General features: G+C 46.4%; 25 protein-coding genes. 3 read left to right on the forward strand and 22 right to left on the reverse strand.

What is annotated here, in order from left to right; genetic code table 11:
- Window positions 1-17 precede the first annotated feature (17 nt).
- The 15 genes from AC27IJ_RS25400 to AC27IJ_RS25470 all read right to left on the reverse strand — a co-directional run bounded on the left by AC27IJ_RS25400 (window position 18) and on the right by AC27IJ_RS25470 (window position 15,950).
- Window positions 18-1,028 (reverse strand): LacI family DNA-binding transcriptional regulator, encoded by a 1,011-nt coding sequence (locus tag AC27IJ_RS25400; RefSeq protein ID WP_312503070.1) that lies wholly within the window; start codon window positions 1,026-1,028, stop codon window positions 18-20.
- Window positions 1,029-1,121: 93 nt separating this feature from the next.
- The gene (locus AC27IJ_RS25405) at window positions 1,122-1,838 is read right to left on the reverse strand and encodes a sulfite exporter TauE/SafE family protein (RefSeq protein ID WP_487151362.1); all 717 of its coding nucleotides are present in this window, start codon (window positions 1,836-1,838) and stop codon (window positions 1,122-1,124) included.
- A gap of 71 nt (window positions 1,839-1,909) precedes the next feature.
- The gene (locus AC27IJ_RS25410) at window positions 1,910-2,704 is read right to left on the reverse strand and encodes a sulfite exporter TauE/SafE family protein (RefSeq protein ID WP_312443916.1); all 795 of its coding nucleotides are present in this window, start codon (window positions 2,702-2,704) and stop codon (window positions 1,910-1,912) included.
- Window positions 2,705-2,730: 26 nt separating this feature from the next.
- On the reverse strand, window positions 2,731-3,876 hold the full coding sequence (gene nagA, locus AC27IJ_RS25415; RefSeq protein ID WP_487151364.1) for an N-acetylglucosamine-6-phosphate deacetylase: 1,146 nt from the start codon (window positions 3,874-3,876) through the stop codon (window positions 2,731-2,733).
- A gap of 91 nt (window positions 3,877-3,967) precedes the next feature.
- Window positions 3,968-4,651 (reverse strand): response regulator, encoded by a 684-nt coding sequence (locus AC27IJ_RS25420; protein ID WP_312443913.1) that lies wholly within the window; start codon window positions 4,649-4,651, stop codon window positions 3,968-3,970.
- Window positions 4,652-4,666: 15 nt separating this feature from the next.
- Entirely contained in the window at window positions 4,667-6,172 is a 1,506-nt protein-coding gene (locus AC27IJ_RS25425; protein ID WP_312443912.1) for a sensor histidine kinase, read from the reverse strand.
- A 94-nt stretch (window positions 6,173-6,266) separates the two neighbouring features.
- On the reverse strand, window positions 6,267-7,361 hold the full coding sequence (locus AC27IJ_RS25430) for an ABC transporter substrate-binding protein (RefSeq protein WP_487151367.1): 1,095 nt from the start codon (window positions 7,359-7,361) through the stop codon (window positions 6,267-6,269).
- A gap of 12 nt (window positions 7,362-7,373) precedes the next feature.
- Window positions 7,374-8,165, reverse strand: coding sequence for an ABC transporter ATP-binding protein (locus AC27IJ_RS25435; protein WP_312443910.1), 792 nt, complete (start codon window positions 8,163-8,165; stop codon window positions 7,374-7,376).
- Window positions 8,141-8,929, reverse strand: coding sequence for an ABC transporter permease (locus AC27IJ_RS25440; protein WP_312443908.1), 789 nt, complete (start codon window positions 8,927-8,929; stop codon window positions 8,141-8,143). The genes AC27IJ_RS25435 and AC27IJ_RS25440 overlap by 25 nt, the downstream gene beginning before the upstream one ends.
- A gap of 88 nt (window positions 8,930-9,017) precedes the next feature.
- Window positions 9,018-10,280 (reverse strand): glucose-6-phosphate isomerase, encoded by a 1,263-nt coding sequence (locus AC27IJ_RS25445; RefSeq protein ID WP_487151370.1) that lies wholly within the window; start codon window positions 10,278-10,280, stop codon window positions 9,018-9,020.
- 56 nt (window positions 10,281-10,336) lie between these two features.
- Window positions 10,337-11,500 carry a class II fructose-bisphosphate aldolase gene (locus tag AC27IJ_RS25450; protein ID WP_487151372.1) on the reverse strand — a complete coding sequence of 388 codons (1,164 nt, stop codon included), beginning with the start codon at window positions 11,498-11,500 and terminating at the stop codon, window positions 10,337-10,339.
- A gap of 25 nt (window positions 11,501-11,525) precedes the next feature.
- A complete protein-coding gene (locus tag AC27IJ_RS25455) occupies window positions 11,526-12,347 on the reverse strand; it encodes a sugar phosphate isomerase family (protein ID WP_487151374.1) in 822 nt (273 codons plus the stop codon).
- Between the two features lie 13 nt (window positions 12,348-12,360).
- Window positions 12,361-13,854 carry a lactate racemase domain-containing protein gene (locus AC27IJ_RS25460; RefSeq protein ID WP_487151376.1) on the reverse strand — a complete coding sequence of 498 codons (1,494 nt, stop codon included), beginning with the start codon at window positions 13,852-13,854 and terminating at the stop codon, window positions 12,361-12,363.
- A 47-nt stretch (window positions 13,855-13,901) separates the two neighbouring features.
- Window positions 13,902-14,738 (reverse strand): triose-phosphate isomerase family protein, encoded by an 837-nt coding sequence (locus AC27IJ_RS25465; RefSeq protein WP_487151378.1) that lies wholly within the window; start codon window positions 14,736-14,738, stop codon window positions 13,902-13,904.
- Between the two features lie 39 nt (window positions 14,739-14,777).
- Window positions 14,778-15,950, reverse strand: coding sequence for a diphosphate--fructose-6-phosphate 1-phosphotransferase (locus AC27IJ_RS25470; RefSeq protein ID WP_313152045.1), 1,173 nt, complete (start codon window positions 15,948-15,950; stop codon window positions 14,778-14,780).
- Window positions 15,951-16,157: 207 nt separating this feature from the next.
- On the opposite strand from AC27IJ_RS25470, the gene AC27IJ_RS25475 reads away from it, so the two are divergent.
- The gene (locus tag AC27IJ_RS25475) at window positions 16,158-17,210 is read left to right on the forward strand and encodes a LacI family DNA-binding transcriptional regulator (protein WP_487151380.1); all 1,053 of its coding nucleotides are present in this window, start codon (window positions 16,158-16,160) and stop codon (window positions 17,208-17,210) included.
- A gap of 48 nt (window positions 17,211-17,258) precedes the next feature.
- Here the strand turns inward: AC27IJ_RS25475 and AC27IJ_RS25480 are convergent, their stop codons facing one another.
- The 7 genes from AC27IJ_RS25480 to AC27IJ_RS25510 all read right to left on the reverse strand — a co-directional run bounded on the left by AC27IJ_RS25480 (window position 17,259) and on the right by AC27IJ_RS25510 (window position 24,435).
- Entirely contained in the window at window positions 17,259-17,927 is a 669-nt protein-coding gene (locus tag AC27IJ_RS25480) for an N-acetylmuramoyl-L-alanine amidase (RefSeq protein WP_442913720.1), read from the reverse strand.
- Window positions 17,928-18,033: 106 nt separating this feature from the next.
- Entirely contained in the window at window positions 18,034-19,458 is a 1,425-nt protein-coding gene (locus AC27IJ_RS25485; protein WP_313256861.1) for a metallophosphoesterase, read from the reverse strand.
- 34 nt (window positions 19,459-19,492) lie between these two features.
- Window positions 19,493-21,160: a glycosyl hydrolase family 18 protein gene (locus AC27IJ_RS25490; protein WP_442913719.1), complete on the reverse strand. Its 1,668-nt coding sequence runs from the start codon at window positions 21,158-21,160 to the stop codon at window positions 19,493-19,495.
- Between the two features lie 265 nt (window positions 21,161-21,425).
- A complete protein-coding gene (locus AC27IJ_RS25495) occupies window positions 21,426-21,671 on the reverse strand; it encodes a hypothetical protein (protein ID WP_312443893.1) in 246 nt (81 codons plus the stop codon).
- Between the two features lie 92 nt (window positions 21,672-21,763).
- Window positions 21,764-22,381 carry a hypothetical protein gene (locus AC27IJ_RS25500; protein WP_312503056.1) on the reverse strand — a complete coding sequence of 206 codons (618 nt, stop codon included), beginning with the start codon at window positions 22,379-22,381 and terminating at the stop codon, window positions 21,764-21,766.
- Window positions 22,382-22,388: 7 nt separating this feature from the next.
- Window positions 22,389-23,861 carry a serine/threonine protein kinase gene (locus tag AC27IJ_RS25505; RefSeq protein ID WP_487151384.1) on the reverse strand — a complete coding sequence of 491 codons (1,473 nt, stop codon included), beginning with the start codon at window positions 23,859-23,861 and terminating at the stop codon, window positions 22,389-22,391.
- A 223-nt stretch (window positions 23,862-24,084) separates the two neighbouring features.
- The gene (locus AC27IJ_RS25510; protein ID WP_312443888.1) at window positions 24,085-24,435 is read right to left on the reverse strand and encodes a winged helix-turn-helix transcriptional regulator; all 351 of its coding nucleotides are present in this window, start codon (window positions 24,433-24,435) and stop codon (window positions 24,085-24,087) included.
- A gap of 138 nt (window positions 24,436-24,573) precedes the next feature.
- On the opposite strand from AC27IJ_RS25510, the gene AC27IJ_RS25515 reads away from it, so the two are divergent.
- Together AC27IJ_RS25515 and AC27IJ_RS25520 are read left to right on the forward strand one after the other, a co-directional pair.
- A complete protein-coding gene (locus tag AC27IJ_RS25515) occupies window positions 24,574-24,975 on the forward strand; it encodes a pyridoxamine 5'-phosphate oxidase family protein (protein ID WP_487151387.1) in 402 nt (133 codons plus the stop codon).
- Window positions 24,976-25,092: 117 nt separating this feature from the next.
- On the forward strand, window positions 25,093-25,572 hold the full coding sequence (locus AC27IJ_RS25520) for a GNAT family N-acetyltransferase (RefSeq protein WP_312443885.1): 480 nt from the start codon (window positions 25,093-25,095) through the stop codon (window positions 25,570-25,572).
- The last annotated feature ends 452 nt before the right edge of the window (window positions 25,573-26,024 follow it).

Here is a 26,024-nt window from a genome sequence, read left to right on the forward strand (position 1 = left end):
TCCTTCATAATAAAACCTTATGTACTTTCTCTTACAATCAGCTTTGTTTCAAACTTTGCATTCTCCGGATGCTTTCCGCCGATCATCTGGACCATCATATCAATGGCTGCCCTGCTTATGGCCTCCCGCTGCATTTCCAGTGTCGTTAGCCTGGGAAAACAAAACTGGCTTATGCTGGAATTATCAAATCCCACCACGCCCATATCCTGAGGCACCCTCTTTCCCCAGCCTACAGCTGTGTACATGGCAATACAGGCCACCATATCATTCCGCCCTACGATTCCGTCTGTTTCCTTATGATCCTTTAAATATTTTACAACTTCCTCTCCCAGCTCCTCTTCCGAATGACAGCCTGCAATGATCGTATCTTCACCGGCACTAAGTCCGTTCTCCCTCATCTCGTCAAGATATCCACCAAGACGCAGATCCGTTGGTCCGCTCATATTTCCTTTTTTGCTGATACGGTCAATGTAAATAATATGCTTCCTTCCACTGCCAATCAGATGTCTAACCGCCATTCTGGCTCCCGGATACAGACCGGAAGCAATGGTCGCCACATTCTCAGGACGCTTGTCATGGGTACTGTGCTCAAACATCAAAACCGGTATTCCTGCCTTGCTGAAGGACTCTACATACTCCATAGGAAAGCTGATGGAGCTGATGATGATGCCGTCATACTGGCGGCTGATGATCTGGGAAACAAATTCAGGCGTATTCCGGTTTGCGCACAGAGAAATGAGAAATCCGGCCTCATAGGCGTATTTATCCATCTCACTGACGATCCGGCTGAAATACTCGTTGGTGATCTGATCCGCAATAAATAGAAGCTGATTACTGCGTTTTCCCTTCAAAGCCCGTGCAACGTTATTGGGCCTGTAGTGAAGAGCAGCAATGGCCTCTTCTACCCTCTGCCTTTTTTCCTTTGCCACATAGCGGTTGTTATTCATCACATAGGATACGATCGTCTCGCTGACTCCTGCCGCTTTTGCCACATCCGACCTTGTTACCCGCTCGCCGTTCTGACCCATAATCCTGTCTCCTCACTATAAACTCGTGTGTATATTATGTATTTAACACATTTTTATTGTTATGTCAAACACTCTTTCCATTTTTTATGTTTCCTACAACATAGCTACTATCCCGGCGATTGCCATGAGCGCATATACGCACATGCTCATAGTCTTTCGGTCGATCCGCGCCACCAGTTTGCTGCCCCAGACACTTCCTGCCAATATTGCCACAATTCCAATGGCCATATAAGGAACCAGATCCGCTGTTAAGAATCCATTGGAGACCCTGGCGATGATGTTAAATACCACGGTAATAGAAAAAAATGCATTTAATGTCCCTAAATACTCCTCTTTCGTCTCCATGGCCGCCAGATAATAAAGGCTCATAGGCGGTCCGCTGATCCCAAAAAAGCCGCCGCATATGCCGGCCGCCAGCCCGCAGGCCGCTCCCATTGACATCGACGGCTTTACTCTGGCTTTCCCTGAAAAAAGGAAAAAGTAAACTGCCAGCCCTATGAGAAACATGCCAAAAATCCCTTTTCGCTTACCTGCATCAAAATAAGCGGACCAGTGAATGACAATGGTACTGGCCACCAGATAGATTCCTGCGGGAAGGAGAATGGGCTTTATCCTTACCGACTTCCGGTACCGCCAGAACATAGAAAAGGACAGTATCATGGTAATCACATCACTTAAGGCGGGAGCTGCATTCATGGACAGGATGAGGGGAAGAAAAATCATGATGATGATCGCCCCTCCAAAGCCTGTTACCGCCTGGACAATACCTCCAAGTAAGGATGAAAAGGCCACAACCAATATTCCTGTCATAAAGTCTCCTTTCCTGATTCAGTGAAACAAAAAGAGCTGAAACGAACCGTATCCGCAACAGCCCTGATGGTTTACATAAATTGATAAATATTATACAAATTGATTCCAATGATGGCTACCATCAAAAAAAGGAACAGCTTATCCACCACCTTCACGTCGATCCTTTTATTGATCACCCGGCCGCTCATCCCGCCTAAGATCCCTCCTATCACCATGAGCACCAATAGCCAGATGGAGAATTCCGGGACCGTTCCTGTTACCAGGGAATTCAAAGTTCCTGTGATCTGGGAAAACAGGATGATGTATAAGGAATTCTGGGCGGCTGCCTTCGTATCCATGGAAAAAAAGTAAAACAGCACCACCAGATTGATGGGACCTCCTCCAATTCCCAAAAATGAAGAAAGGATCCCTAGCACCAGTCCGATCAGCACGCAAATCAACGGTTGGGTCACATGATGAGTATGGATCTTGTCCTTTTTCATGGTATAGATCAGCGTTCCCAGAGTAATCACAAGGAGACAGGCCGCCTGAACAGCCCCCACCATGTCCTTGTCTGCAAACAGGGAAGAAACTGCCTGGAACATGGACTTTCCCACAACTCCGCCAATGGCCGCACCTATGGCAAGAGGTGTTCCCGTCTTCATATCCACCAGTGACTCTCCGCTCATTTTCCCATTGATTACAGAATAACAGGTCATTGCAAGCACAGTACAACCTGACAGAAAGCTTATGGCAGATACGCTTAACACCCCAAATGCATCCAATGTGGGCTTTATGATAACGCCTCCGCCGATTCCGCAGATAGCGCCTGCAATGGATGCGCCAAAACTGATCAATAGAAACAATCCATACAAATAACCGTTCATTTTATCAAAATCCTTCCTCGCCGGTATTAGCGGCATTCTCTTCCATGTACATATGTCTTAAGAACATTGCATGTTTCATCAAGTACCACCAGGTTCGCTTCTTTTCCCTCCTCAATGGAACCCATCCTGTCATAAACTCCTATCAGCCTTGCCGGATTTTCCGTTAGAAGCCGGAGGACTTCCCTAAGAGGCCTTCCCGTATATTCCAGGAGATTCTTTAAAGCGCCTTCCATGGTCAAAGTGCTTCCTGCCCGGCTTCCACCGCAAGCCAGTCTGGCATCTCCGTTTTCCACAACCACCTCATTCACTCCCAGCTTATAATTCCCATCCGGAAGCCCTGCCGCCATAATGGAATCCGTCACAGCTACCACCTGATCCAGTCCCTTGGTCTTGATAATCAGCCGGACCGTTCCGGGATGGAGATGACGTCCGTCACAGATGATTTCACAAAATACCTTGTCAGACTCCAGCACAGCTCCCCAGATCGCCGGAAAATGCTGGTGCAGAAGCTTCATGGCATTTCCCGTGTGGGTGGCTCCTCTGGCTCCCGCCTCAATAGCCGCACACGCCGTATCGTAATCTGCTCCGGAATGGCCGATGGCCACCTGGATTCCAAGCTTCTTTAATTCCGGGATCATGGGGATATTACCCTCTGTCTCAGGTGACAATGTGATATATTTGACATCACCCTCCGCCGCTTTCTGGTATTCCTTTACGAGCTCTAAATCCCCTTTCCGAAGCAGGTGCTCTGGCATGGCTCCCTTATATTCCGGTGACAGGAAAGGGCCTTCTAAGTGGATTCCTAAAAGTTCCGCTCCCTGATGCTCCCGGTTTTTCCATTTTTTATACTCTTCTATGCACCAAAGGGTCTGCTCCCTTGTATCCGTAAGCACCGAACCCAGCCAGGCAGTTGTCCCCTGAGCGGCAAAAAAGCGGCAGATTGTTTCATAATCCTCCGCTGTTGCCGTGTTCACATCGACCCCTGCGGCTCCGTGGGTATGTATATCTATAAATCCCGGAACCACCAGCTTTCCTTCCATATCATAAACAACGGCCACATCCCCGTTGTGAACTTCTGTTATTTCCCGTATTACTCCATCCTCTGCCAGCAAGTCTCCCAAAACAAAGCTGCCGTTTATATAAAACCGCCCGTTTCTGAATAACGTTTTCATCAAAATTCCCCTTTCTCATTCTTCGGACCGCCGCTTTTTTCATACGCTATGCTTTTATCATATCATAATTCGACAAAAGATTCCATTTTATTTAACCAAACGTTTGCTCCTCAAACAAGTGGGATAAATTTAATTCCCTGATAATGGAGACGATCTCCTTTGACCTGCTGCAGCCAAATTTTCTCAAAAGGCTTTTTATCTGGGTCTTGACGGTTATGACTTCCACACAGCGGATCCCTGCAATTTCCTTTATTTTTCTGTCCTCCAAAAGAAGTTTCACCAACTCCCTTTCCGCGGCAGTCAGCTGGGAAACATTATTAATGAAATACAGGAGGCTCCGCTCCGAACGCTGCAGCCTTTTGTATTCGTTCATAATGGTTTTCTGCACTCTTGCTTCCATCACCGGTTTTCCCATGTGGGCATTTTTAACATGTTCTATCAGATTTTCTATTGCTCCGCCTTTCACAACATAATCCACAGCCCCGGTTCCCATAGCAGTAATAATGATGTCCTCGGTCTCGTGAACGGTCAGATAGATGATCTTCTGGTCATGCTTTATATCCCGGATGCGCTCGGATGCCAGAATCCCGGCATTCATGGTTTCCATCTCAATATCCATTAAAATCACATCTGCATCCATTTCCAGGGCCATTTCCACGATTTCCTTTCCAGTGGAAGCGCAGCCTATTACCTTTATCTCTTCATCCCTCTCCAGCTGCTTTTTTAAATCATCACAAAGTATGGTAAAATCCTCTGCGATCAGCACCTTTATCATCTTATTCTCCCTTCCTTACTCATCCTGGTTTTTACATTTCGGTATTGCGACAAAAAAGGTTGTCCCTTCTCCCTCCGTACTTTCCAGCTTCAGCATTCCAAAGTGGTACTTTATGATCTGTCTCACATAATATAGCCCAAGTCCCCAGTTATTATTGGTATTCTTGCTGGTATAGAACGGATCAAATATTTTCTTCTGTACCTGTCTGGACATGCCCCTTCCATTATCCTGGATTTCAAAGGTCACATACAGCCGTTCATGATGTGCCTTTATGCTTAAATGCTTTTCCTGCTTACCGGATTCCAGAATGCTTTCATAGCCATTGATCGCCAGGTTATACAGGGCTTCGCTCAAATGCACGGCGTCCGCCAGGATCAATGTTCTGGCTTCTATCACCGTTTCCACCGCTGCATCCGGATATTTCTCATGAAAGCGGTCCAGAACCTTACGGACCACTTCTGATGTTTCCGTTGGCACCAGAGTCATGTAATTGGATTTAATGCTCCTATATAATTCTTCCATCCTGATTATCATATTCTGATTGATTGTTTCAAGCATACGGGAATATTCCAGGAGCTTCTCCTTATCAGGATCGGACTTTTCCAGTTCCTCTCTGATCCTTTCCTGGATGACCCGGTTGGACAACAACTGATTCTTCATGCCATGGACAAACACGGAAAGGCCTTTGCTTGCCATGTCCATCTTCTTTTGGATGATAACATCTCCCCTGGTCTCCTCATGCTCCATAACCGTATAGGATTTAAGGCTTAAAAATCCCAGAATTCCAAACAGCGTGGTAAACACCGACAGTACCATCCACCGGCTGACGGCTCCGCTTGCCGTTGTAGAATAAAGAAGCCCGCCATAGCGCATATACTCTGCGGAATACATCTGATATACCTGAATCGGATCCTGGCGGAAATAAAAACAGTACATGAATCCCATACAGATCAGAAACACCATAATATAACGAAACTGTCTTTTGCAGTAGGGGATGGTAATGCTTTTGTATTCATGAATCAGAAGCCACAGAGCCGCCGCCAGATAACAGGCGATCCACAAAATTGTGAAATTAATAACTAGGAACTGAAGCCATTTTCCCATTTTGGCAAGCCCTAAAAATAGGGAGGGATAGTAGAGAATCAGTGTCATACAGGGCAGCACCATAATCAGGATATGCCTGGATTTGCTCCGCAGGATCCAGGGAATCATGGAATAATCAAAGGCCAGCATAAGCAGAAATCCCGGAAACAGGGTTCTTCCCATAGCGATCATATACCCCAGCTTCCTTAATGGAAATATCATATAAGACAATTTTCTTTGAATTCTGAGATCAAAAAATAAGAAGAACTTCTGCCCTGTCTGCAGCCCGCCTGTCTTTGACAAGTAAATGATAATTCCGATAAACATGCAGACCAAGCTGACGCAAAGTCCCAACATCAGCTTGGTCTGTTTATCTCTTCTAAGGAAAAAAATCGCTATAGAGGAGGATAAAATAAAGAACAATACAACAAACAGCATAACTTTCCTCCTGAATCATTTGAAATCTCAGTACGCAGCAAATGGAGGTGTCCTGTTATTCCCGGATACCTCCATGTCAATCGGATATTACCGATTATTTGTGGTTTTCATCATATGCTTCCTGCATGATATCAAAGAGAACATAATTGTTTACATCTACCGGCTTCTCCAGGCGGCCTGCGTCTAAGAACACCTTCTGCTGGTTCTCATAATAGGATTTGATGGTTCCGTCCGCCAGGGCTTTTCCTACAAATTCTCCGGTCAGCCAGTTTCCTTCCTCGGTGGTTGCCAGCATGGTGGCTTCATCAACCTCACACTGCTTTGCTACCAGCTTTGCGATCTCATCGATATGCTCCGCCCGGTAATCCCCGGCTTTTTGAAGAGCTCTGGCAAAGCGCACCAAAACATCATGGTTGGAATCGGCATATTTCTGAGTAGTAATAAAGCTGGAAGGAAATGTGACCTGGTCTAAATAATCCTGATTATTGGCTAACATAATTCCGTTGTCTCCAAGGGCTTTCATGATGGTTCCGGTGCCCGGTGACCAGGTGGCACATGCATCCACATTGCCGCTGATTACGGCAGATACGGTGCCGTTGGCATCCATTTCCACCAGTTCAACATCATCTGTCGTCATTCCCTTAGACTTAAGAGCCAGGTTCAGAATGATTTCCGCAGATGTTCCGCTGGTAACGGCCACCTTCTTGCCCTTTAAGTCTTCAATGGTATTGATCCCTTTCGCCTTATTGCCGATGACGGCATCGGCCAGGCTGGTGCAGTCAATCTGGAAGATCACTGCTTCCCCCGATGCGCAAAGAGCGTGGGCCCCGTGTCCGATCTGGGAAATATCAATATCACCGGAAGCCATGGCTGCAATTTCGGCAGGCCCTCCCTGAAATTCCACCATCTCCACTTCCAGACCCATTTCCTTAAAATAGCCTTTTTCCCTTGCCGTAACGGCCAGAGAAGCGCTTCCCATATTGGGCATATAGGCGATACGGAGCTTTTTGATCTCCTGAGCTTTTGTTTCCTCTGCCTTGGTTTCTTCTGCTTTTGTTTCCTCTGCTTTCGTCTCCTCTGTTTTTGTCTGCGCTGCCGTAGTTGCAGGCGTCTTTGCTCCGCCAGTGCATGCGGTTAAAGCCGCTGCCGTCATTACCATCCCCATAAGTAACGAAATTCTTTTTTTCATTCCTTTCTCCTCCTATTTCCTGATCTCTAAATATTCCTGATACACCTGGGACCATATATAATTTTTTAATTCTAAAAACTCCTGTGTCATCTTTGTTTCCTGGGTTCTGGGATATGGGATTCCGATCTCCACAATCTCCTTAATCCGCCCAGGCCTGGCGCTCATAATGATAACCTTTTGAGCCAGTATAATGGCCTCGTCCACATCATGTGTGATAAAAAAACAGGTTTTACGCTCTTTCTGCCAGGTGGCTAAAAGCTCTGACTGAAGCTGGGTCCTGGTCTGGGCATCCAGTGCTCCAAAAGGCTCATCCATGAGAAGCACCTGGGGATTCACCGCATAGGCTCTGGCTATGGCGACCCTCTGCTTCATTCCGCCTGACAGTTCCTTGGGATAGGCTCCCGCAAAAGGTTCTAAATCCACCATTTTTAAATATTTCATGGCTTCTTCCCTGGCCTGCTCCCCTTTAACCCCTTTAAGCTTTAAGCCGAATTCCACATTTTTAAGTACCGTGAGCCATGGAAACAAGGCATACTGCTGGAACACTACCCCCCGCTCCGGTCCCGGGCCCTCCACCCCTTTGCCATCCACGTACACGCTTCCTGATGTTGGCTCCAAAAGTCCGGCGATAATATTGAGCAGAGTTGACTTTCCGCAGCCCGATGGGCCTACCACACAGATAAACTCATTCTCTTTTATGTCAAGGCTGACTCCGTTTAAGGCTGTCATCTCTCCCTTGCGTGTATTATATGTTTTCACCACATGATCGATTTTTACTTTTACTGCTGCATTGTCTCCTGCCATCCGGTCAACTTCCTTTCCAAGTATCGTACTATCTGTTCAAAGGTAAGGCCAATCACGCCGATAATCAGGATTCCCATAAGTACGGTCGCCATATCGTAATAGCCCTGTGCCTTTTGGATCATCATTCCAAGCCCCTTAGACGCTCCTGTCAGCTCTGCCGCCACCAGGGTGGTTAAAGAAGCAGAAAGCCCAAGCCTGGCCCCCACCAGGATAAAGGGCGTGGAAGCCGGTATGACTACCTGAAAGAATATATCCCGGTCAGTAGCCCCAAGTACTTTTGCCGCCTTAATCAAGGTCACATCCACATTGCAGACGCCCTGGTAAATGGTGACCACCAGTACAAGGAAAGAAGCGATAAATATCACGATGATCTTTGCCTTTTCCCCCACTCCTGCTCCCGCAATGACAAGGGGAATATAGGCCAGCGGAGGAATATTTCTCACGAACTGGATCCAGGGCGCCACCAGGTTCCGAAACGGCGTGTACCAGCCCATAAGAAATGCAATGGGAACCGATGCGATGAAGCCGCAGAGAAAACCTGCGATTACCCGGAACAGGCTGATATAAATATGGGGCCACAAGGTTCCGTCCTGAAGCTTTCCCGCCAGTTTGGATATTACTTCCCACGGCTTTGCAAAGATGACTCCGCCTGCATCCGTAGACGCTATGAAGATCCATAGCAGAAATGCTGCCAGGATGGACAGCAGCATCCATAGCTTTGCAGGAATGCGGTTTAACATACTTTTCTTTTTTTTACTGCTCATGCTTACCATTTCCCTCTCTGTCTTTCCTTAATGTTTTATCATCTGTAGTTTACACCCAAAAAAGAGGTCTGGGGAGGGGGATTTTTTATCATACCTTTTTTCCCAGAGCGGCAAACATGCTCCTCTTATATTCCTCCACTCCTTCCTGGTCAAAGGGGTTTATGTTCATCATGGTTCCTGAAATCCCGCATGCCATCATAAAATAATAAAACAGTTCTCCAAAGGTTTCCTCTGAAATATCTTTTGTCAGAATACGGAGGCAGGGCACCCCTCCCCTCCAATGGGCGTTCAGGGTAGCCTCCTCAGCCGCCTTGTTCATCTGGTGAAAATCCATGCCATCCAGATAGTCAAATCCGTCCCCAAATTCCGGATCAGGCTCAATCACCGCCTCTGCGCCGGGATTATCTGCTGAGACAAAGGTCTCTATCAGGCTGCGTCTTCCCTCCTGCATATACTGGCCGATGGAATGTAAGTCCTCCGAATAAATTGCTGAGGAAGGAAAGATTCCCCTTTTTTCCTTTCCTTCACTCTCTCCAAAAAGCTGCACCCACCATTTTGTTAAATAAGAATACCGCGGTTCAAAGGACACCAGCATCTCAATATCATATCCCTTTCCATATAACAGGTTTCTGGCCGCCCCGTAAAGTACCGCCGGATTGGAAGATGGATTGGCCCGGCAGTTCTCTGCGGCCCTCTTCATCCCGGCAAGATACTTGTCCGGATCAAGCCCTGCCGCCGCAATGGGAAGCAGACAGACCGGAGAAAATGCAGAGTACCGCCCTCCCACCGTTGAGGGAAAGGAAAGAAACAGGTAACCGTTTTCTTTTGCTATCTCCTCCAGCCGGGAACCTTTTGAACCAGTCACAATGATCCGCTTTGCCATCTCCTCTCTGTCATACCTCTTCTTCATCCACTGGCGCAGGATGCGGAAATGGCTTCCCGGTTCCAGAGTCTCAAAATTCTTGGCAATGACATTGATATAGACGTTCCGTCCCTCCAGCCGCTTCAGCATTTTGCTGACAGAATAAGAGGACAGCGTATTTCCCATATAAAGGATATCCGGCCCCTCCCCGTCTGCCAGGGCCGTGGTCATAGCCCTGGCAGCCTGGTTGGACCCCCCTACTCCCACAAGGACAAAAAGGTCTCCCTCTTTTTTGATCTCCTCTGCTTTTGCCTTTATTGCCTCCAGCTCTTCCTCCGGTATGGACGGGGAAACCCAGCCCAGAACTTTATCATGGTCCTCCATGGTGAGCAGCCTGCTCAAAGCCAATCCTGCCTTTTCCCGGCTGACCTTAAAATATTCTTCCTCAAAATATGTTTCTGCTTTTTTCAAATCAATCGTAACATTCATGTCTTCCCTCCATTTCAAAAAGGCCGATCCAGATCTATCTCTGAACCGGCTTTTCTTTACAGCCATTTATCAATTTTCTTGTAACGCTCTGCCATCTCATCAAGGGTCACACACTCAACCAGCGGGGCCCTACCATAGGAACCGAACTTTACGATCAGGGTCCCTACCACTTCCTTTGCTCCCCGCTCCACGCAGTCCACAATGGCAGCTACATCTTCATCGGGGATGGTGCCGTACATCACCGTATTCATGATTGGAGGTAAAAATACCCTGGGATCAAAAGCTTCCTTCATTGTCTCCAGCCGCTCATAGATGGCGCCGATTGACCCGCTGCTCCTCTTTTCCGGATACTTTTCAAAGAATTCCTTCATGTTCCTGGTAACAGCAAGACGGATATCCGTATCCACGTTAATCTTATTGATCCCTGCTCCAATGGCTGCCGTAAGCTGTTCCATGGATATGCCTTCGGTGTTGGACAGCTTTCCTCCAAGGCCATTGATCTCATCTACTATGTATTTCGGCACGGTGGAGGAGCCATGGGAAACCAGAGCGCCGAAAATCCCCAGATGATTCATGCATTCCCTGATGGCAATAACAATCTCCTTACGCAGCTTTACATCCTTTCCCTTAGATGCCCCGTGCATGGTGCCATAGGAAACTGCAAGGGCGTCAACACCTGTTTTCTGGAAGAATTCCACTGCATCCAATGGATTGGTATAAGTAGAAGAATCAGAAAATACGTGATCCTCCACGCCGGCAAGCACTCCCAGTTCCCCTTCTACACTGACTCCTCTGCCATGGGCATACTTCACTACTTCCCTGGTAAGTTCAATGTTCTCTTTAAAAGGCAGAGAAGAACCGTCAATCATTACGGAAGTATAACCTCCTTCAATCGCAGCCACACAGGAATCAAAGTCTCTGCCGTGATCTAAATGGAGGACAATAGGGATTTCAGAATCCAGGCCATATTTTTTTACTGCATTTCCTATATTTTTTGCCCCGGCCTTTTTATCCTCCAGAGTTGCATTGAGAAAATCAATGCGTCCTCCCATGAATCCATTTGCCAGATCCGCCCCCTGTAAAATGGCAGGGGAACGGAACATTTCATGTACTTCGATTACTGCTTTGGCCTGGGCGACCGCATTCACGTTAAAGCCGCCCTGACCAAAGCCATATTTTATGGAGGCCTCCATAAGAGGTCTCAATGGTATTAAGCTCATCTGTTTCTCCTGTCTTCAAAGATGATCAGTCAGTTAAGGCTGCTACGAATTCCGTAAACGTAAGGGTGATATCCGGATGGTCTTGTAAAAGACTTACAGGAAATTCCGGGGTTGGCTCACCGTATCCGGCCCTCCGTACCACGGCTCTGTGCCAGTTTCGAAAGCAGCCCAAACGGATTTTTCCCGCATGTGCAATCTCATGGATGCCGACTGTGACGCAGTAAGAAGGCATATCCTCCAACGCCCCGTTAAAATCACCGATGGCATTGGCCGCCCTGGTTTCCGGACTTATTTTTAAGACCCTTGTCTTCTGGGCCAGAAATTCCTCTTCACTTAAGGTCCCATCCGCCTCGTTAAACGCCACATGGCCGTTAATGCCGATGCCTCCAAAGACCATGTCCACACCTCCAAGCCTTTCAATAAGCTCCGGAATATAAGAGAGGTTATCAGGGTCCGGGAAAATTCTCTGTTCTTGCGGCATGATAAGCTCCGGCATGATTCTGGAATAAACGTTTCTGTCCATAAATCCCCGAAAGCTTAAGGGGTGATCTGCTAAGATCCACCTTTTTTCTTCATCCAGATATTCGTCCATATTTATAAACCAAACATTCTTTAAGCTTATATTTTCCTCATTCACCATTTCCACAAAATAAGGATACTGGCCAACCGGTCCTACCGGGCAGATGAATACGGTCTTTTCTCCCCTGGCATTATGGCTTTTTATCTCTTCCCCCATCTGCTCAGCCATCTGCCGGAACACCTCACTATTATCCTTCATACAAAACAATCTCATTTTTGGATTCTTTAAAAGGGCTTCCTTTTCATATCCGTAATATTCATGCCTCATGTGAATTCCTCCCTTATTTATGATGATGGGCCATACATCCGCAGTCTTCATGCCCTTTTCCGCCAGGAGTTTCCTCCTTCATCATCAGATGGACGGCACTCAGCTTGAAGGTCTGGGGCAGCACCAGGATGTTAGGATTTGCTCCCACAAATTTCTTCTTTGCATCTTCCAGGGCCTCTTCCACCGTAGCTCTGGTCTTTAATCCCATGCCCCTGGCATAACCAGGCTCCTGGGCTCCGCATAAGTAAATGGCGGAGGTATTCATCTCAGCAACATGGGCGCAGCTGATCATGGAGAACCCGTGGAAGGGATGAAAAGCGTTACAGTAACGGTATTTCCTGATATACTCTTCATCGGTGGCAAAATACTCTCCGTAACGGTTCATATCCGGCAGAGTATTCATCTGATCATGCTGGAACATCTCATACATTTCTTTTAAATACGGCCAAAGCTCATCATGGAAATATCCGTTGCAGGTGGAGGTGAAGATGATGACGCAGTTATCGCTCATGATCCTCTTATGGCGGATCACTTGGGCGGAAATGGCCTGCATCAGCATGATGGGGTTGGTCCCCATCCCATCCCCGTAATGGAAAAACTGGGGCATGCCAAAAATCATTACATCGTATTTCTTTTCTGCCCATGGCACGTACGTTCGTTTATCAGCCGTAATCCAGGAGTGGGGCTGCATCACAGCCGCATACCCGCTGTTAATCTCGATCTGGCGGGACTTTGTATCCAGAACCGCATCACAGCAGAAAAATTTCTTTCCCATGCATTTTTCCATATGCTGCCCGATCTCGTCAAACTTTGTCCTCATAAGGGATTTTCCGCTTACAGGAGTGAAGTCCGCCCGGTGCATGACCTCCGGCACGTGATGGGAGGCAATGGAGCGCCAGTGGGTGATTCCTGTCGAACAGTGCTTATAGCCGCCTGAATAACCGCCGTATGGGTTTCCCTGGGTGTGCCCGATGAGGATCGCCACATCACTGTCGTACACGTATTTGTTCATCAGAACCGGATCGCCCCGGTCCGTTGTCCCAAGATCCACCAGATGATCGTAATCCTCGCTGTCATGGTTGATGATCTGATGGGTGTACCAGAACTCATGGAACAGCTCGCTCCCAAGCACAGCCCTGATCTCCTTTTCCGTATTCTTCCTGTGGAGACCGTTGGAGCATATCAAAAGGATGTCCTTCTTTTCCACGCCCGCATCATATAGTTCTTTTAAAATCAGTCTTATGGAAATTTTCCTGTGAGAGGTGGACTGTTCTCCTCCCTTTACCCGGTCGGGAAATACAATGGTTACTTTAGAGCCCTTGTGAGCCAGTTTTGAAAGCGGCTCCATGCCCATGGGGTTTCGTAAGGATTCAAGGGTCTTCTCCTCCAGCTGATCCTCCGGAATATAAGGCGGATCCGGAACAGTCTCCCCCGGAATAAATATATCCGCAGTATCCGGCAATGTGACGTTTACAGTTCCCTGTCCATACTCTAATGCTACATTCATCTTACACTTCTCCTTTTCGCCAATTCTGTATACGAATGATTCATACCCTATTTTCCTAAATAGGCTCCTATAATCTCTAAATATTCCTCAGGATAAAAGCCGATTTCCCCCTGGAATCTGGTCAGGGCGATCAGTCCTCCGTCAATGACTGGAATGGAAGCCAGCATCTGTGCATTATCAGCCTTTAATCCACCACCGTAGACTACCGGAAGTCCTCCAGTCACTTCTTTAATATACGAGCCGGTCTTAGCTATGTACTCCTTATCCGGCGGAGTTTTCCCCGGTCCAATGGCCCATACCGGTTCATAGGCGATGACCACTCTCGAAGTGTCCACACCAAATAATCCGGTCTCAAGCTGCTCCTTTAATACCTCCTGCCAGCGGGGCTGCTCCTCTGCAGTTTCCCCAACGCAGTAAAGCACGGACAGTCCTGCCTTAAGAGCCTGTCCAACCTCCTGATTCAGCAGGCGGTTGACCGCATGGGGATCGGTCACTCCAGCTTCCGAAAGAATCCCGGCCTTGTCCCTTCTTTCCTCGCAATGGCCGATGATCGTGGTGGTACAGCCAATGGCTTTTGCCGCGTTTGCTGTGCGGTTTGTTGTAAAAGCTCCAAAATTTCCGCCGGCTGCGGTATCCTCACGGTAGACACCCTGGCATCCGATGTTCACCGGGCTGTTTTCCCCTAAGGCACCTGCCGCCGGGATCAAATGGGCTTCAGGAAAATACATGGAAAACTCCACATCATCATTCTCATATCTTTTTAAGGCTTCCTGGGTGTTTGATACAATATAGCTTCCCCACTCCCGGATAGGAGCTATGGAATTCACGCCGCCCTTTTCCCGTGGAATATCAAACCGCTTTAAATTTAAAAAAATATGCTTCATTTTCATTATCCTCCCTTTTTTATTTGTATTTCACCAATTTTATATATTTTCATGAAAATCTATGAAATCCCTTAGTTCCGGGCCGATCAGAGGACGGCACCATTTTATAAACTCATCGGTCACGTCGTTTCCCCGCCAATTAATAAAGCTTTCCGGAATGGCTCTTTCATGGAGCATGACCTTTTCAATGGGGATCCGTTCCATATGGATGCAGTATTCTCCATCCAACCTGTCCTCCCGGATAAAGCCGATCATCACTCCGCCCTGGCCTTCCATGGCAGCTTTTAAGGCTTCCCGCCCTGCAAGAACCGCTTCTTCCCGGTCAACCGGGGACTGCCATGCAATGGAAGAACGTCCGCAGATTCCAGGTTTTTCGCTTCTGGCCTTAATATCCAGCTTCTGAATCACCAGATTGGCAAGATAGGCGCTTACATCTCCGTAATAGGTTGCCCGCCCGGTCTTGTAGATAGGGGGAACCACTGGCTTTCCATCTTCCCCCTTTAAGCCTTCGCTAGCAACCACAACCACTCCGCCCTTTTCTTCATAAAGCTTCTTCACATCCGCTAAAAATTCCTCTTCCTTAAACGGACGCTCAGGCAGATAAATCAGATGGGGCGCATCTCCCGGCTTTTTGCGGGCAAGGGCTGAGGCCGCAGTGACCCAGCCTGCATTTCTTCCCATGGCCTCAATCACACATACGTGGATGGGCAGAGACTTTACATCCATTCCCACCTCCGCAGTGGTAGCCGCTATGTATCTGGCAGCGCTGCCAAATCCCGGGGTATGATCGGTAATTGCAATATCATTGTCAATGGTCTTGGGGATCCCAACCACCGTAACTCCTGATTTTTTACAGGCTTCATGAATCTTTCCGCAGGTATCCATGGTTCCATTGCCCCCATTAAGAAGCACATACCTGATATGATATTTCTCAAATATGGCGGGCATGGCCTCATAATCCGCCTTCTCCAGCGCGTACCTGGAGGAACCAATGGCCGTGGCAGGGGTTTCCAAAAGCAGCCTAAGCCTTTCCTCCGGAAACTCCATGAGATCCAGAAAATTCTCTTTTAAAATCCCTTCGCTGCCTCCCAAGGCGGCATATACTTTATCAACCTTTTTGCTTTCCTTGGCCTCTTTGATCACGCCGTAAAGAGATGAATTGATTACCGCAGTAGGGCCGCCTCCATGTACCACCAGAACATTGCCATTCATATATTTGGTCCACTCTCCTTATTAAAAGTCATTTCACTGTGTCATAATTTAATCCGCCGGTCTCCCGTTCCTATGTTATCAGCGTACCATATTCTTTCCTGGATTTGTGTAAATTTTACCCAAACGTTTGGGTTTTATGGTATACTGTTTTTATTCATCATGGTTTATAATAACATTCAAGAAAATATCTTTTTCCGGAGGTAACCTATGACATTAAAGGAAATAGCGGAAGAAGCCGGCGTGTCCATTTCCACCGTATCCAGAGTCGTGAACAATAACACTCCCGGAGCCGCCAGCAAAGAAGTCCAGGATCGGATATGGGAAATCGTCCGCCGGACCGGATACACCCCCAATCCCACAGCCCGCACCTTAAAGCTTGGAGAAAAAAAAGCGGCATCAGCCTCCTCCCGTTCCATTGCCTGTCTGTTTGCCCGGACCACGGATACGGTAACTGACTTGTTTTTCTCTTCCCTTGCCCGGAGCATTGAGCAGGAGGCCTTTAAACGAAACTATGTACTAAAGTATTCCTTTTCTTCCTTTGATATCAGCCATCCTGGCACCTTCCGGCTGATTACCGACAACCACGTAGACGGCGTGGTCATATTAGGACGCTGTGATAAACAGCTTCTTAGCCTTTTAAAAAAGTATTTCAACTGCCTGGCCTATACGGGTTTAAACAATCTAGAGGCAAAATATGACCAGATCATTTGTGACGGGCATCAGGCCGCCCTTGCTGCCACCAGCTATTTAACCGGCCTGGGGCACCAGAAAATCGCATACATCGGAGAAACCAAAGCTGAAAACCGCTACACCGGATACTGCGCCGGATTAAAGGCAGGCAGGCTTCCCCTGCGAAAGGAATATATTGCCAACGTGGCCCTCTCCTCTGAGGGAGGATATCAGGGAGCAAAGCGCCTTTTAGAAGCAGGCTGTGACGCTACCGCTTATTTCTGCAGCAACGATATCACGGCCATCGGAGCCATGAAAGCCTTTCACGAATCAGGACTTCATATTCCCGGGGATATCTCGGTCATCAGTATCGATGATATCGATACTGCCCAGTACTTAACTCCCATGCTCACCACGGTTCATATTCCTGTGGAAGAGATGGGGCAGATGACGGCGAAAATCCTGATTGACCGCATTGAGGGAGGCCACCGTCTCCCATTTAAAATCGACTTACCATTTTACATTGCCATCCGTGACAGCTGCGCCGCCCCCAAACGGGTAAACAAACAAAAGGGGACTGCTGCTCCATAGATGATTTCTCATCTATTTTGCAACAGTCCCTTAATTCCTGTATATCCCTTATCTTCCATTCAAATACTCCATTACCCCCATGTGGATCGTCCAGGCCAGCCGGTCCTGGTAATCGGGGGAATTTAAAAGAGCAGATTCTTTCCAATTGGTTAAAAAACCGCATTCCACGATTACGATCGGGGTCCGCACATGTAAAAGCAGATAGTAGTTATCGTTGGGCTTTGCCAGTCTGGTATTCTTCTCTCCCAGCACATAATCAAACCGGCTCTGTAAAATCTCTGCCAGTTCTTTTCCCTTATCGGACTTTTTATAGTAAAATACCTGTCCTCCGAAAACGTTCTCCTGATGATAGCTGTTCTGATGGATGCTGACGGTAAGTGCCGGGCTTACATCATTGATGATCTCACAGCGTTTGCTCATGTCCGCCATCTTTTTTCTGCTGTCCCTTTCGGAATACAATCCGTTGTCATTTTCTCTGGTCAGAACCACTTTCACATCAGAAGCTTCCAGGTATTTCTTTAACCGGTTCGCAATCTGCAAATTTATATCCTTTTCCAGGGTTCCGTCAATGCCGATCTTTCCCGGATCATTTCCTCCATGTCCCGCATCAATGACGACCACAGGTTTTTCTTTACCGGCTTTTGCATTGACCCCTGCCGCCATCTTTCCTGCTTGACTTGATATCACATATACCAGCACCAGCAAAACCAACGCCATGAGGGGTTCCCACTTCTTTAATTTCACATTTTCTACCTGATTCATCTTCTTAATGAATTATATCTTTCAGTGAAATAAAAAAGAACTGCTCCCTGCTACTTTCCTGTCATTCTGAACTCAATACATTATAGTCCTTTGTCCCATCCGCAGTGATCCATTCCAGATATTGAGCTAAGATGCTTGGATACCCTTCTTCCTCCCACATCTTGTAACCGGCCTTAGCTTTAGCTTTATCCCTGATGTCCGTAACCTTTCCTGCATAGCAGGCGGCGTTAAGCTCTGCATAAACCTTTGCCATCTGATCCTTCTGTGATTTGGTCAGTCCATTCAGTGTATCAAGCCTCTTAAATTCATCCTGAGCCTGATTGTAAAACACCTTGCTTAAAAATTTCTTTCCAAACTCATCAAAATTCAAGAGATTTTTGTCAGTGCTTTCCGTCTTTTTAGCCCAATCCTTCATATCCAGGGACTTTGTATGGTAACGGAAGCTTCCGTCGTCACCATAATATAAGATTCCATACTGGCAGGGCGGCGTGGATAAGGAGCTGGTCACGATCTCATAGATCCCGGAATCGCTGCGTGATCTCATATAGTGCTGCACATGAAGATGTCCGCTTAAAAACAAGGGAACATCCCAGCTTTCCAGCTGGTCAATGAGCTGTTCACTGTGTTCAATGGTGCAGTCCTGTAAGTATACTTCACTTTCATCAAGAAGGTTATGGTGGCCTACAGGGATCACATTCATCCCCAGATTCCAGGCCTCCTCCATCTGTTCCTCAATCCAGTCATATGTATCATCCTGTATCATGCCCCCAACCAGATTCTTCGGTTTGTACTGGCATGTATCAAGCATTAAGGCCCTGGTATAATCATTTACCTGATATACATAGCTTAAGGAAGCAGGATCGCGGCTGACTGCCTCATTATATCCAAAATCCTGGTATATCTCTTCAAATTCATCGGGAGTTATATTTTCCGCTCCCAAAAAAGTATCTCCCACAAACTGAGCTGCCTGGGAGTTATTGATATCATGGTTTCCCGGAATAACAATCACGGGAATTCCGGCTTCTTCAATCTCTCCAAGCTTTGCGGCCAGCTCTTCATGGCTTTCCTTTTCTCCCTCATAGGTCAAGTCCCCGCTTAAAATCACCAGGTCGGGCTGCTCCTTCTTCACCTCTTCCACAAAAGCATCCGTAATCTCCCAAATGTATTGCATCACCTTACCGTCACCATGGTCCACACTGTATTGAAAACCCTTCTGAAAATCCGTCAAATCCTTAGCTAAGTAATGGATATCCGTAGCGACAATGATCTTGCAGCCGTTTAGCGCTTCATCCGGAGGCTGTGAAGCCGGGTCCTCCGAAGTCTGGGGGATTTCTTCTGTAGTGGGCGGTTCTGTCTTTGCTGTCTCTGTCTCCGGTGGTGAAGTGCTCTCTGCACTGGTACTTTCCGGCACTGTTCCTTTCAAAGAACACCCTGCCATCATGCACATCGCGGCCAGCAATGCTGCCAATACGATCCTGTTTCTCATAACCTGACCTTCCTGTCTATTCCACGTCATTTGTTTATTTTTTATCAAGCCGGATTTCATCCCACAAGTCTGACGGTTCAAATCCCAGCTTCCAGCAGGCCACACCTGCCAGGCCATACTGCTTTATTAAATCCATCTTTAAGCCTATGGAGCGCTCTTCTTCCAGCCACAGCTTTTTAAGCCCTTCTTCTGTCTGCAGTTCTCCGTAATACTGGCCCAGTTCCCCCTGCCAGTATAATTCCACTTGATTTTCGCTGGCCCATTCCTTTGCACGGGCAATGCCCATGGCGGAAGAGGCAACCTTTCCATCTGGTCCCTCGGTCCACACCCTTGTATAAAGGGGAATCCCATTGATCACTTTTTCCTTAGGAACCTGGGCCAGGGTATCCTTGATACCGTTCTCCACATAATTAATGGATGCCACGGAACCGGCGTCCCCGCCTGCATAATGTTCATCATATCCCATTATAATCACGTAGTCAGCCACGATCCCCTGCTCTTTCCGGTTATAAAAGTGATTGCCGGGAGCCGGAACATAATTATCCACGGATAAGACGATTCCCTTCTTGCGGCAAGGGATGGAAAGCTCCCGTATAAACTGAATATAATGGACCCCTGCTTCTTCCTTGATCCCCTCAAAGTCCAGGTTAATCCCGTCAAGACCGTACCTGTCCACCTCCGACATAAGGGCTTCAATCAACTTCCGCCTGGTGGAGGTCTTTGACATCAGGACCTCCGTATTCACATCAGAGCTGAAATTATTGATGAGGGCCCAGACCTTCAGTCCCTTGTCATGGGCTTTCTTTACATAATCCTCCTGGGCCAGGGACCGGAAGTTTCCTTCATTATCCGTAAGCTCATACCAGGTTGGGGAAATGACATTGACTCCTTTTGTATTGGCGATCAGATTGTCAAAAGTACCATTTCCTTCAAGGTTAGTCATCTGATGCCAGGCAAGACAAACCGGTTCATTCATGGAAACACTGGTGTAAACCGGCTTTACAAAAGTACTTACAGGAACTTCGCTGGTCACATCACCCAGCTGCTTGCGTTCCACATAGCCTACAAATCCGTCTTCCGTCCGCACCTTATCCCACCTTTTCATGGATTCCAGGACAGTAACCTGGCTTCCGGGAGAAACCCACGTTACAATGGGGCTTTTCACTCCACCCTTTACCCTCACATTGCCCTTCTCGGAAACCAGTGCCTTTTGCTGGGCATCCCAGCTGTTATTTATAAAAACCCGTTTATTCTGAACGCTGTCATAGGCCGTTACGCGGATATCCGTATAATTAGCCACAAGACCGATGGATAAATAAACTCCCTTCTCATCCACCCATATCAGGGGCTTCCCTGAATCCCCGACCGTGGAATGATCCGCATAGACAATGGAGTCCGGCAGGGCATACACAAGAAGATTTTCATTGCTGTCCCAGTAAAACCGCTCATTCAGCATATCATTCACCAGCTCAATAGGGAGATAGGTTTGTCCCTGCAGGTAAAGGCCCTTTGCCTCCTGCAGATCCTCATTGAGATAAAGGGCCACTTCATCTCCCTTTACTCCCAGCAGTTCGGCTATATCTGCCTGTTCCTTTGACGGAATATACCGTTCCAGTAACTGCACCCCGAAAAATCCGGCGGTCACTAACATAATTAATCCTAGCGCCGCAAGAACCGGCACTGATTTCTTCTTCATCTGCATTCCTCCTGATAATGGATCATATCATCTTTTGCTTGCACTATCTTTTAGATTAGATCATGAACATACGGTTCATGATCGGCATCCGGCATTCGCCGTTCGCGCCGATGAGCAAGCTCATCTTCGCTCATTATATCACAATTCTTATTTTTTGGAATTTACATTTTCATTACATTACAAATCCCCTGTTCCCGCCCTGACGCACTAAAACTGCCTTCTTAAGGCTGAAGATGGCATCCCATGCGTCCCTTTTGGTACTTACTAAAATTCACCGATTGTAAACCCGGTCAAATCTTATTTCCCGCAGCTTTCCGGTCTTTCCGTCAGGAATATAATCGGCCATATAAAAACTATTGTCCTCTCTTATTTCAAAGATTTTATTCCAGTCATCCTCCGGCAGTTCTTCCCCATCTATAAGAATGGCAATTCCCTGATCACGGTATTTTTTAAGCCCTGCCAGATACTGACCTCTATCTGTTTGCCGGTTCCTTTCCCTGGCATCTTCTGTTCTCATCCACATATCCCCTTATATTTCTCTTTTGTATTGCATAGGCCCGGGGGGAGGACCACAAGGATTTTGCCGTGACACAATTCCTCCCCCAGTGTCTAAAAAAACTGCTGATAAAAGCCTATGGTATCACCAGTGACAGCAAACACGTCTACTGAAACCGGAATTCGGGCGATGGGTATATTAAGCCTCTTTTCTCCATTCCTTCTGGCTTCCTCGCTGCCGAACGACACGAGCGTCTTCCAGCTTTTTTCCGCTTTTTTCCCCTTTCTCTCAAATTCCAGAAACGCTTCCAGCTGCCACTCGCTTAAACTCCCGAGAACAAATTGCCTGTCGCATCTTAAAAATTCTTCCAGATTCCCTTCCTTTACGGTTCCGTAATCCACAATCACTGCCTGATAGCCGGATTTTTTACACAATAACAGCGTATCAATCCCCGCTCTTTCATAATAATCCGCTTCCAGTACTTTAAAACATCCGGCCTGTGCTTTTTCCTTTGCGCACAGCTTTCTTAAATTCCGGAAATCCCCATGGCTGTTCCATTCCAAAACCGCGCACCGCTTTCTAAGAACTCCTCCAAGGTATCCTGCTGTCATAACCGTAAAATGGGTCACTCCCACTCCTCTACCGGTTCCAATGATCCCAATGGTCTCCTGGCTGACCGGCTTTTTACCGGAATGTATAAGCTTCCATACCGTTTTTACCTTTCCATTCATAAAGCGTCTACCCTTTCCAAGGGATATGGCCTTTGCCTGGAATCATCCGGGAAATCCGCTCCCTGATCCGCCCTCCAAATCCACTTCCTCCTCTTTTCTTCCTGCCTTTTATTTCTAAAACTGCTTTTAGAAGAGTGTTGTAAAAATCTTCTGTTTCCGCATTCATCTCAAAAGGGTCCGGATAATAAGGGGCCTTTAAGCACCGGGAAGGAACTGCCCCTTCAGGCAGCCTGATCCCGGTTCCTCTGGTTACGTGATTATATACGATCCCATAGGAAATATGGCCTTTCATCACATATTCCGCGGAGAAAAAGGCACTAATTCTGCTCCAGCTGCTGCCATCGCATACCAGTATCACCGCATCGGGGCTTCCCATCAGCGCCTCTTCAACATTTTTTCCATAATCCAGAACGCGGTTCTTATAAGGCGGTTCTTTTAACTTCACTCCCGGGCCATAAAAGGGTCTCCAAATAAAGCCCTGATACCTCAGTAAGCCAAACTGATCCCTCTTTGCGGCTGCATAGTCACCAAGTCCGGAGCCCATGCCGGAGTCATTCTTTTCTTCAAATAAATTGGGGTATCCATGATTTCTAAGATAAACAGACAGGCCGATTCCAATATGAGTCGTTCCGGCCCCTGATTTGCTCCCTGCAAGAGCAATTGTAAGAGATGATGATTGTAGACGGTCTTTTGCAGCCGTTCCCATGTTTTTAAGCTGTCCGAGCCTCGTCCCCAGCTCCTGTGCGGATGAAAACCGTTCTTCTTTTTCCTTTTTTATACACCCTTTCATGACGGCAGCCAGATCGGCATCCATTGATGAAGCCGGTTTATAGGGCAGTTTTGGAAATTCTCCTGTAAATAGATAATGGATGATAGCACCAATGGCATATATATCTGTTCTTTCATCCAGTACTCCATCCTTTGAATACTGCTCCGGCGCCGCACATCCTACGGTTCCGTACCGCTCTCCTGGCATATTTGCATCATCCACGGACGAGGCAAGTCCAAAGTCAATCAATTTAACGGTGTCATGGCACAATAACAGGTTCTTCGGCTGTAAATCCAAATGTAATATGGGGTTTGGTCCTGCGAGATGCAGGTAACTGATGATGCTGGTCAACTGGATTCCATATGATATGGCCAGTTCCCGCGATAGATGGCCCTGCTTTTTCACAAGGTCATATAAAGATTCTCCTTCCAGATACTCTTCGATTAAATAACTATAAAATTCGTCTTCCTCTACGTCAAAAATAATGGGAATTCCAGGATGGCGCAACTCCTTAAGAACAAGTGCTTCACGCCTTAGATGTTCATATTTCAGAAAGCTTTTAGGTACCCGCTTGATCGCCCGGTACTCTTCAAGCCCAAGATGAACCGCCAGAAAAACTGTTCCTGCCCGTCCGGTTCCCAAGATGCCGTATAGCTGATATTTGCCAAACAGAACGGCACTTACTAAAACCACCTCCTTTTGTCTGTCCAATATCATCTCTTGGGGTATATTCTAATATATTCCATTTGTTTTTTCAACTATTTTTTATGGAATCCTCAAAATTGTCTATAAATCACATTTGTTTTTAACTATAGCTGCCGTTAAAACCTAGTTTTACATAGAAATGAACGATAATCAGAACAAGCGGCACGTTTGTCATAACCATGCCGCATGTACTTGTTTCATCATAATAATATTTATTGATTTTGTCTTACTAAACATCTTTTCTTTCCATGTGGGCAATGTATAAATCTCCCCATTTTTCTAAGCTGTCCAATACCGGCTTAAATTGACTGCCCAGTTCGCTCAAGGAGTATTCCACTTTGGGCGGGATGGTATTGTAAACGGTTCGGGTGATTAAGCCATGTTCTTCCAAATTACGTAACTGTTTTGTAAGTGTTGCCTGGGTGATGGGAGCCAATTCACGCTCCAGCTCCTTAAACCGCAGTGTCTGCTCACTTAAATGGTGAAGAATCAGCAACGCCCATTTTCCGCTCAATACCTTTTGAGAGGTAAAATAGGGGCAGATACCAAACAAGTCTTTTTTTTCACTTTCATTTTTCATGATAAATCCTCCATTACTATCCAATTAGATACTTACTATACTAAAAAATCGTACTTGTACTTTGATCTGTGCGTACTATAATTGTAGCATAAAGCAAGGCAAAATACAATTTGCCAATAAGAGAATGGAGGATCAGTCATGATTGATTATGCAGCTGTTTTAAAGGAGAATCCCAACGGTGTCCTGGCGACACAAGATGGAAGCAAGGTGAAAACCCGGGTGTTCCAGTACCTGTTTACAGACGGCAATCAGGTATATTTTTGTACCAGCAACGAAAAGCCGGTCTACGACCAGATCAAAGCCAGCCCCTATGTTTCTTTCTGTACCTACCCCGCCAACTTTACGCCGGTGGTATCTGTCAACGGTAAGGCTGTCTTTGTCAACGATATTTCCTTAAAAACCCGTGCGCTGGACGAGAATCCCGGCATAAAGGGCCTGTACAGAACACCCGATAATCCTGTTTTTGAGCTTTTCTACATTGATGTTGAAGAGGTGGAAACTTTCAGTTTTACGGAGGGACCCAGAACCTATACCATTTAACCAAGCAGTAATGAACCACCTTTTATACATGGTAAAATTCCTTTCACCAATAGTGTTTTTCTGCTATAATCGAATCAAGCACAGAGATAATACACGAATTTGTGAGGTGGTGCAAATATGGTCAAGGATTATATGATAGCCCGAATGAATATAGACTCCATAAAGAAATATGGTGCATTGGACTTGATTTGGCAAGTTTTTCTGGAATTTGAAGCCCCGGATTATTCAGATGAAGGCATTCAGGAGTTTAAGAAATTTATTGATTTGAATTCTATTGGACAAAAGATCTCTGATAATGAAATGCGTTTTTGGGGATGCTTCTCCGGTGAGGATATTGTGGGAGTGGCTGCAACCAGACAACCGTGCCATATTTCACTTTTGTTTGTGGATAAAAAGCATCACCGACAAGGAATCGGGCGAGAATTGTTCAACACCATAACATCTTTCTACAAGGCAGCTGGTCTTTATCGGGAAATGACGGTTAATTCATCACCTTATGCAGTTGAGGTATACCATAAATTGGGATTTGCGGATACAGACACCGAACAACTTGTAAATGGAATACGGTTCATCCCAATGAAATATTTATTCACCTGATTCTTCCAGGCTACGGCAGACATAATAGATGTATCATATTATTTAACATTCTAAGCCCTGTGTAAATTTTTATTCTTTGTAAAACACCTCCGTTATAGCCGAATCATAAAAGGTATGGTTTTTACTTTGGAAATAAAACAAAAATAAGAACAAACCTAAAACTCTCCATAATATGTGGGTTTTGGGATTTGTTCTTTTAATATTAATATGACAAATATTGTGTATAATTGTTTCCTTCCAAATCACCAATCGAATATACCGAAGAAGCAACATAAAAAATATAAAAATATCATTATACCAAAAATGAAACCGGGAAATTCCAATAATCAAATAGGATTCCCGGTTATTAACATACAAACCTTAAAATTATATAAATTTTTTCACATAGTAATTGCTTTTTCGCTATATTATATAGTATAGTTATGTTGAGGAAGTATGTAAATATTCATTCA

Source organism: Lacrimispora sp. YZC11 (assembly GCF_057543815.1).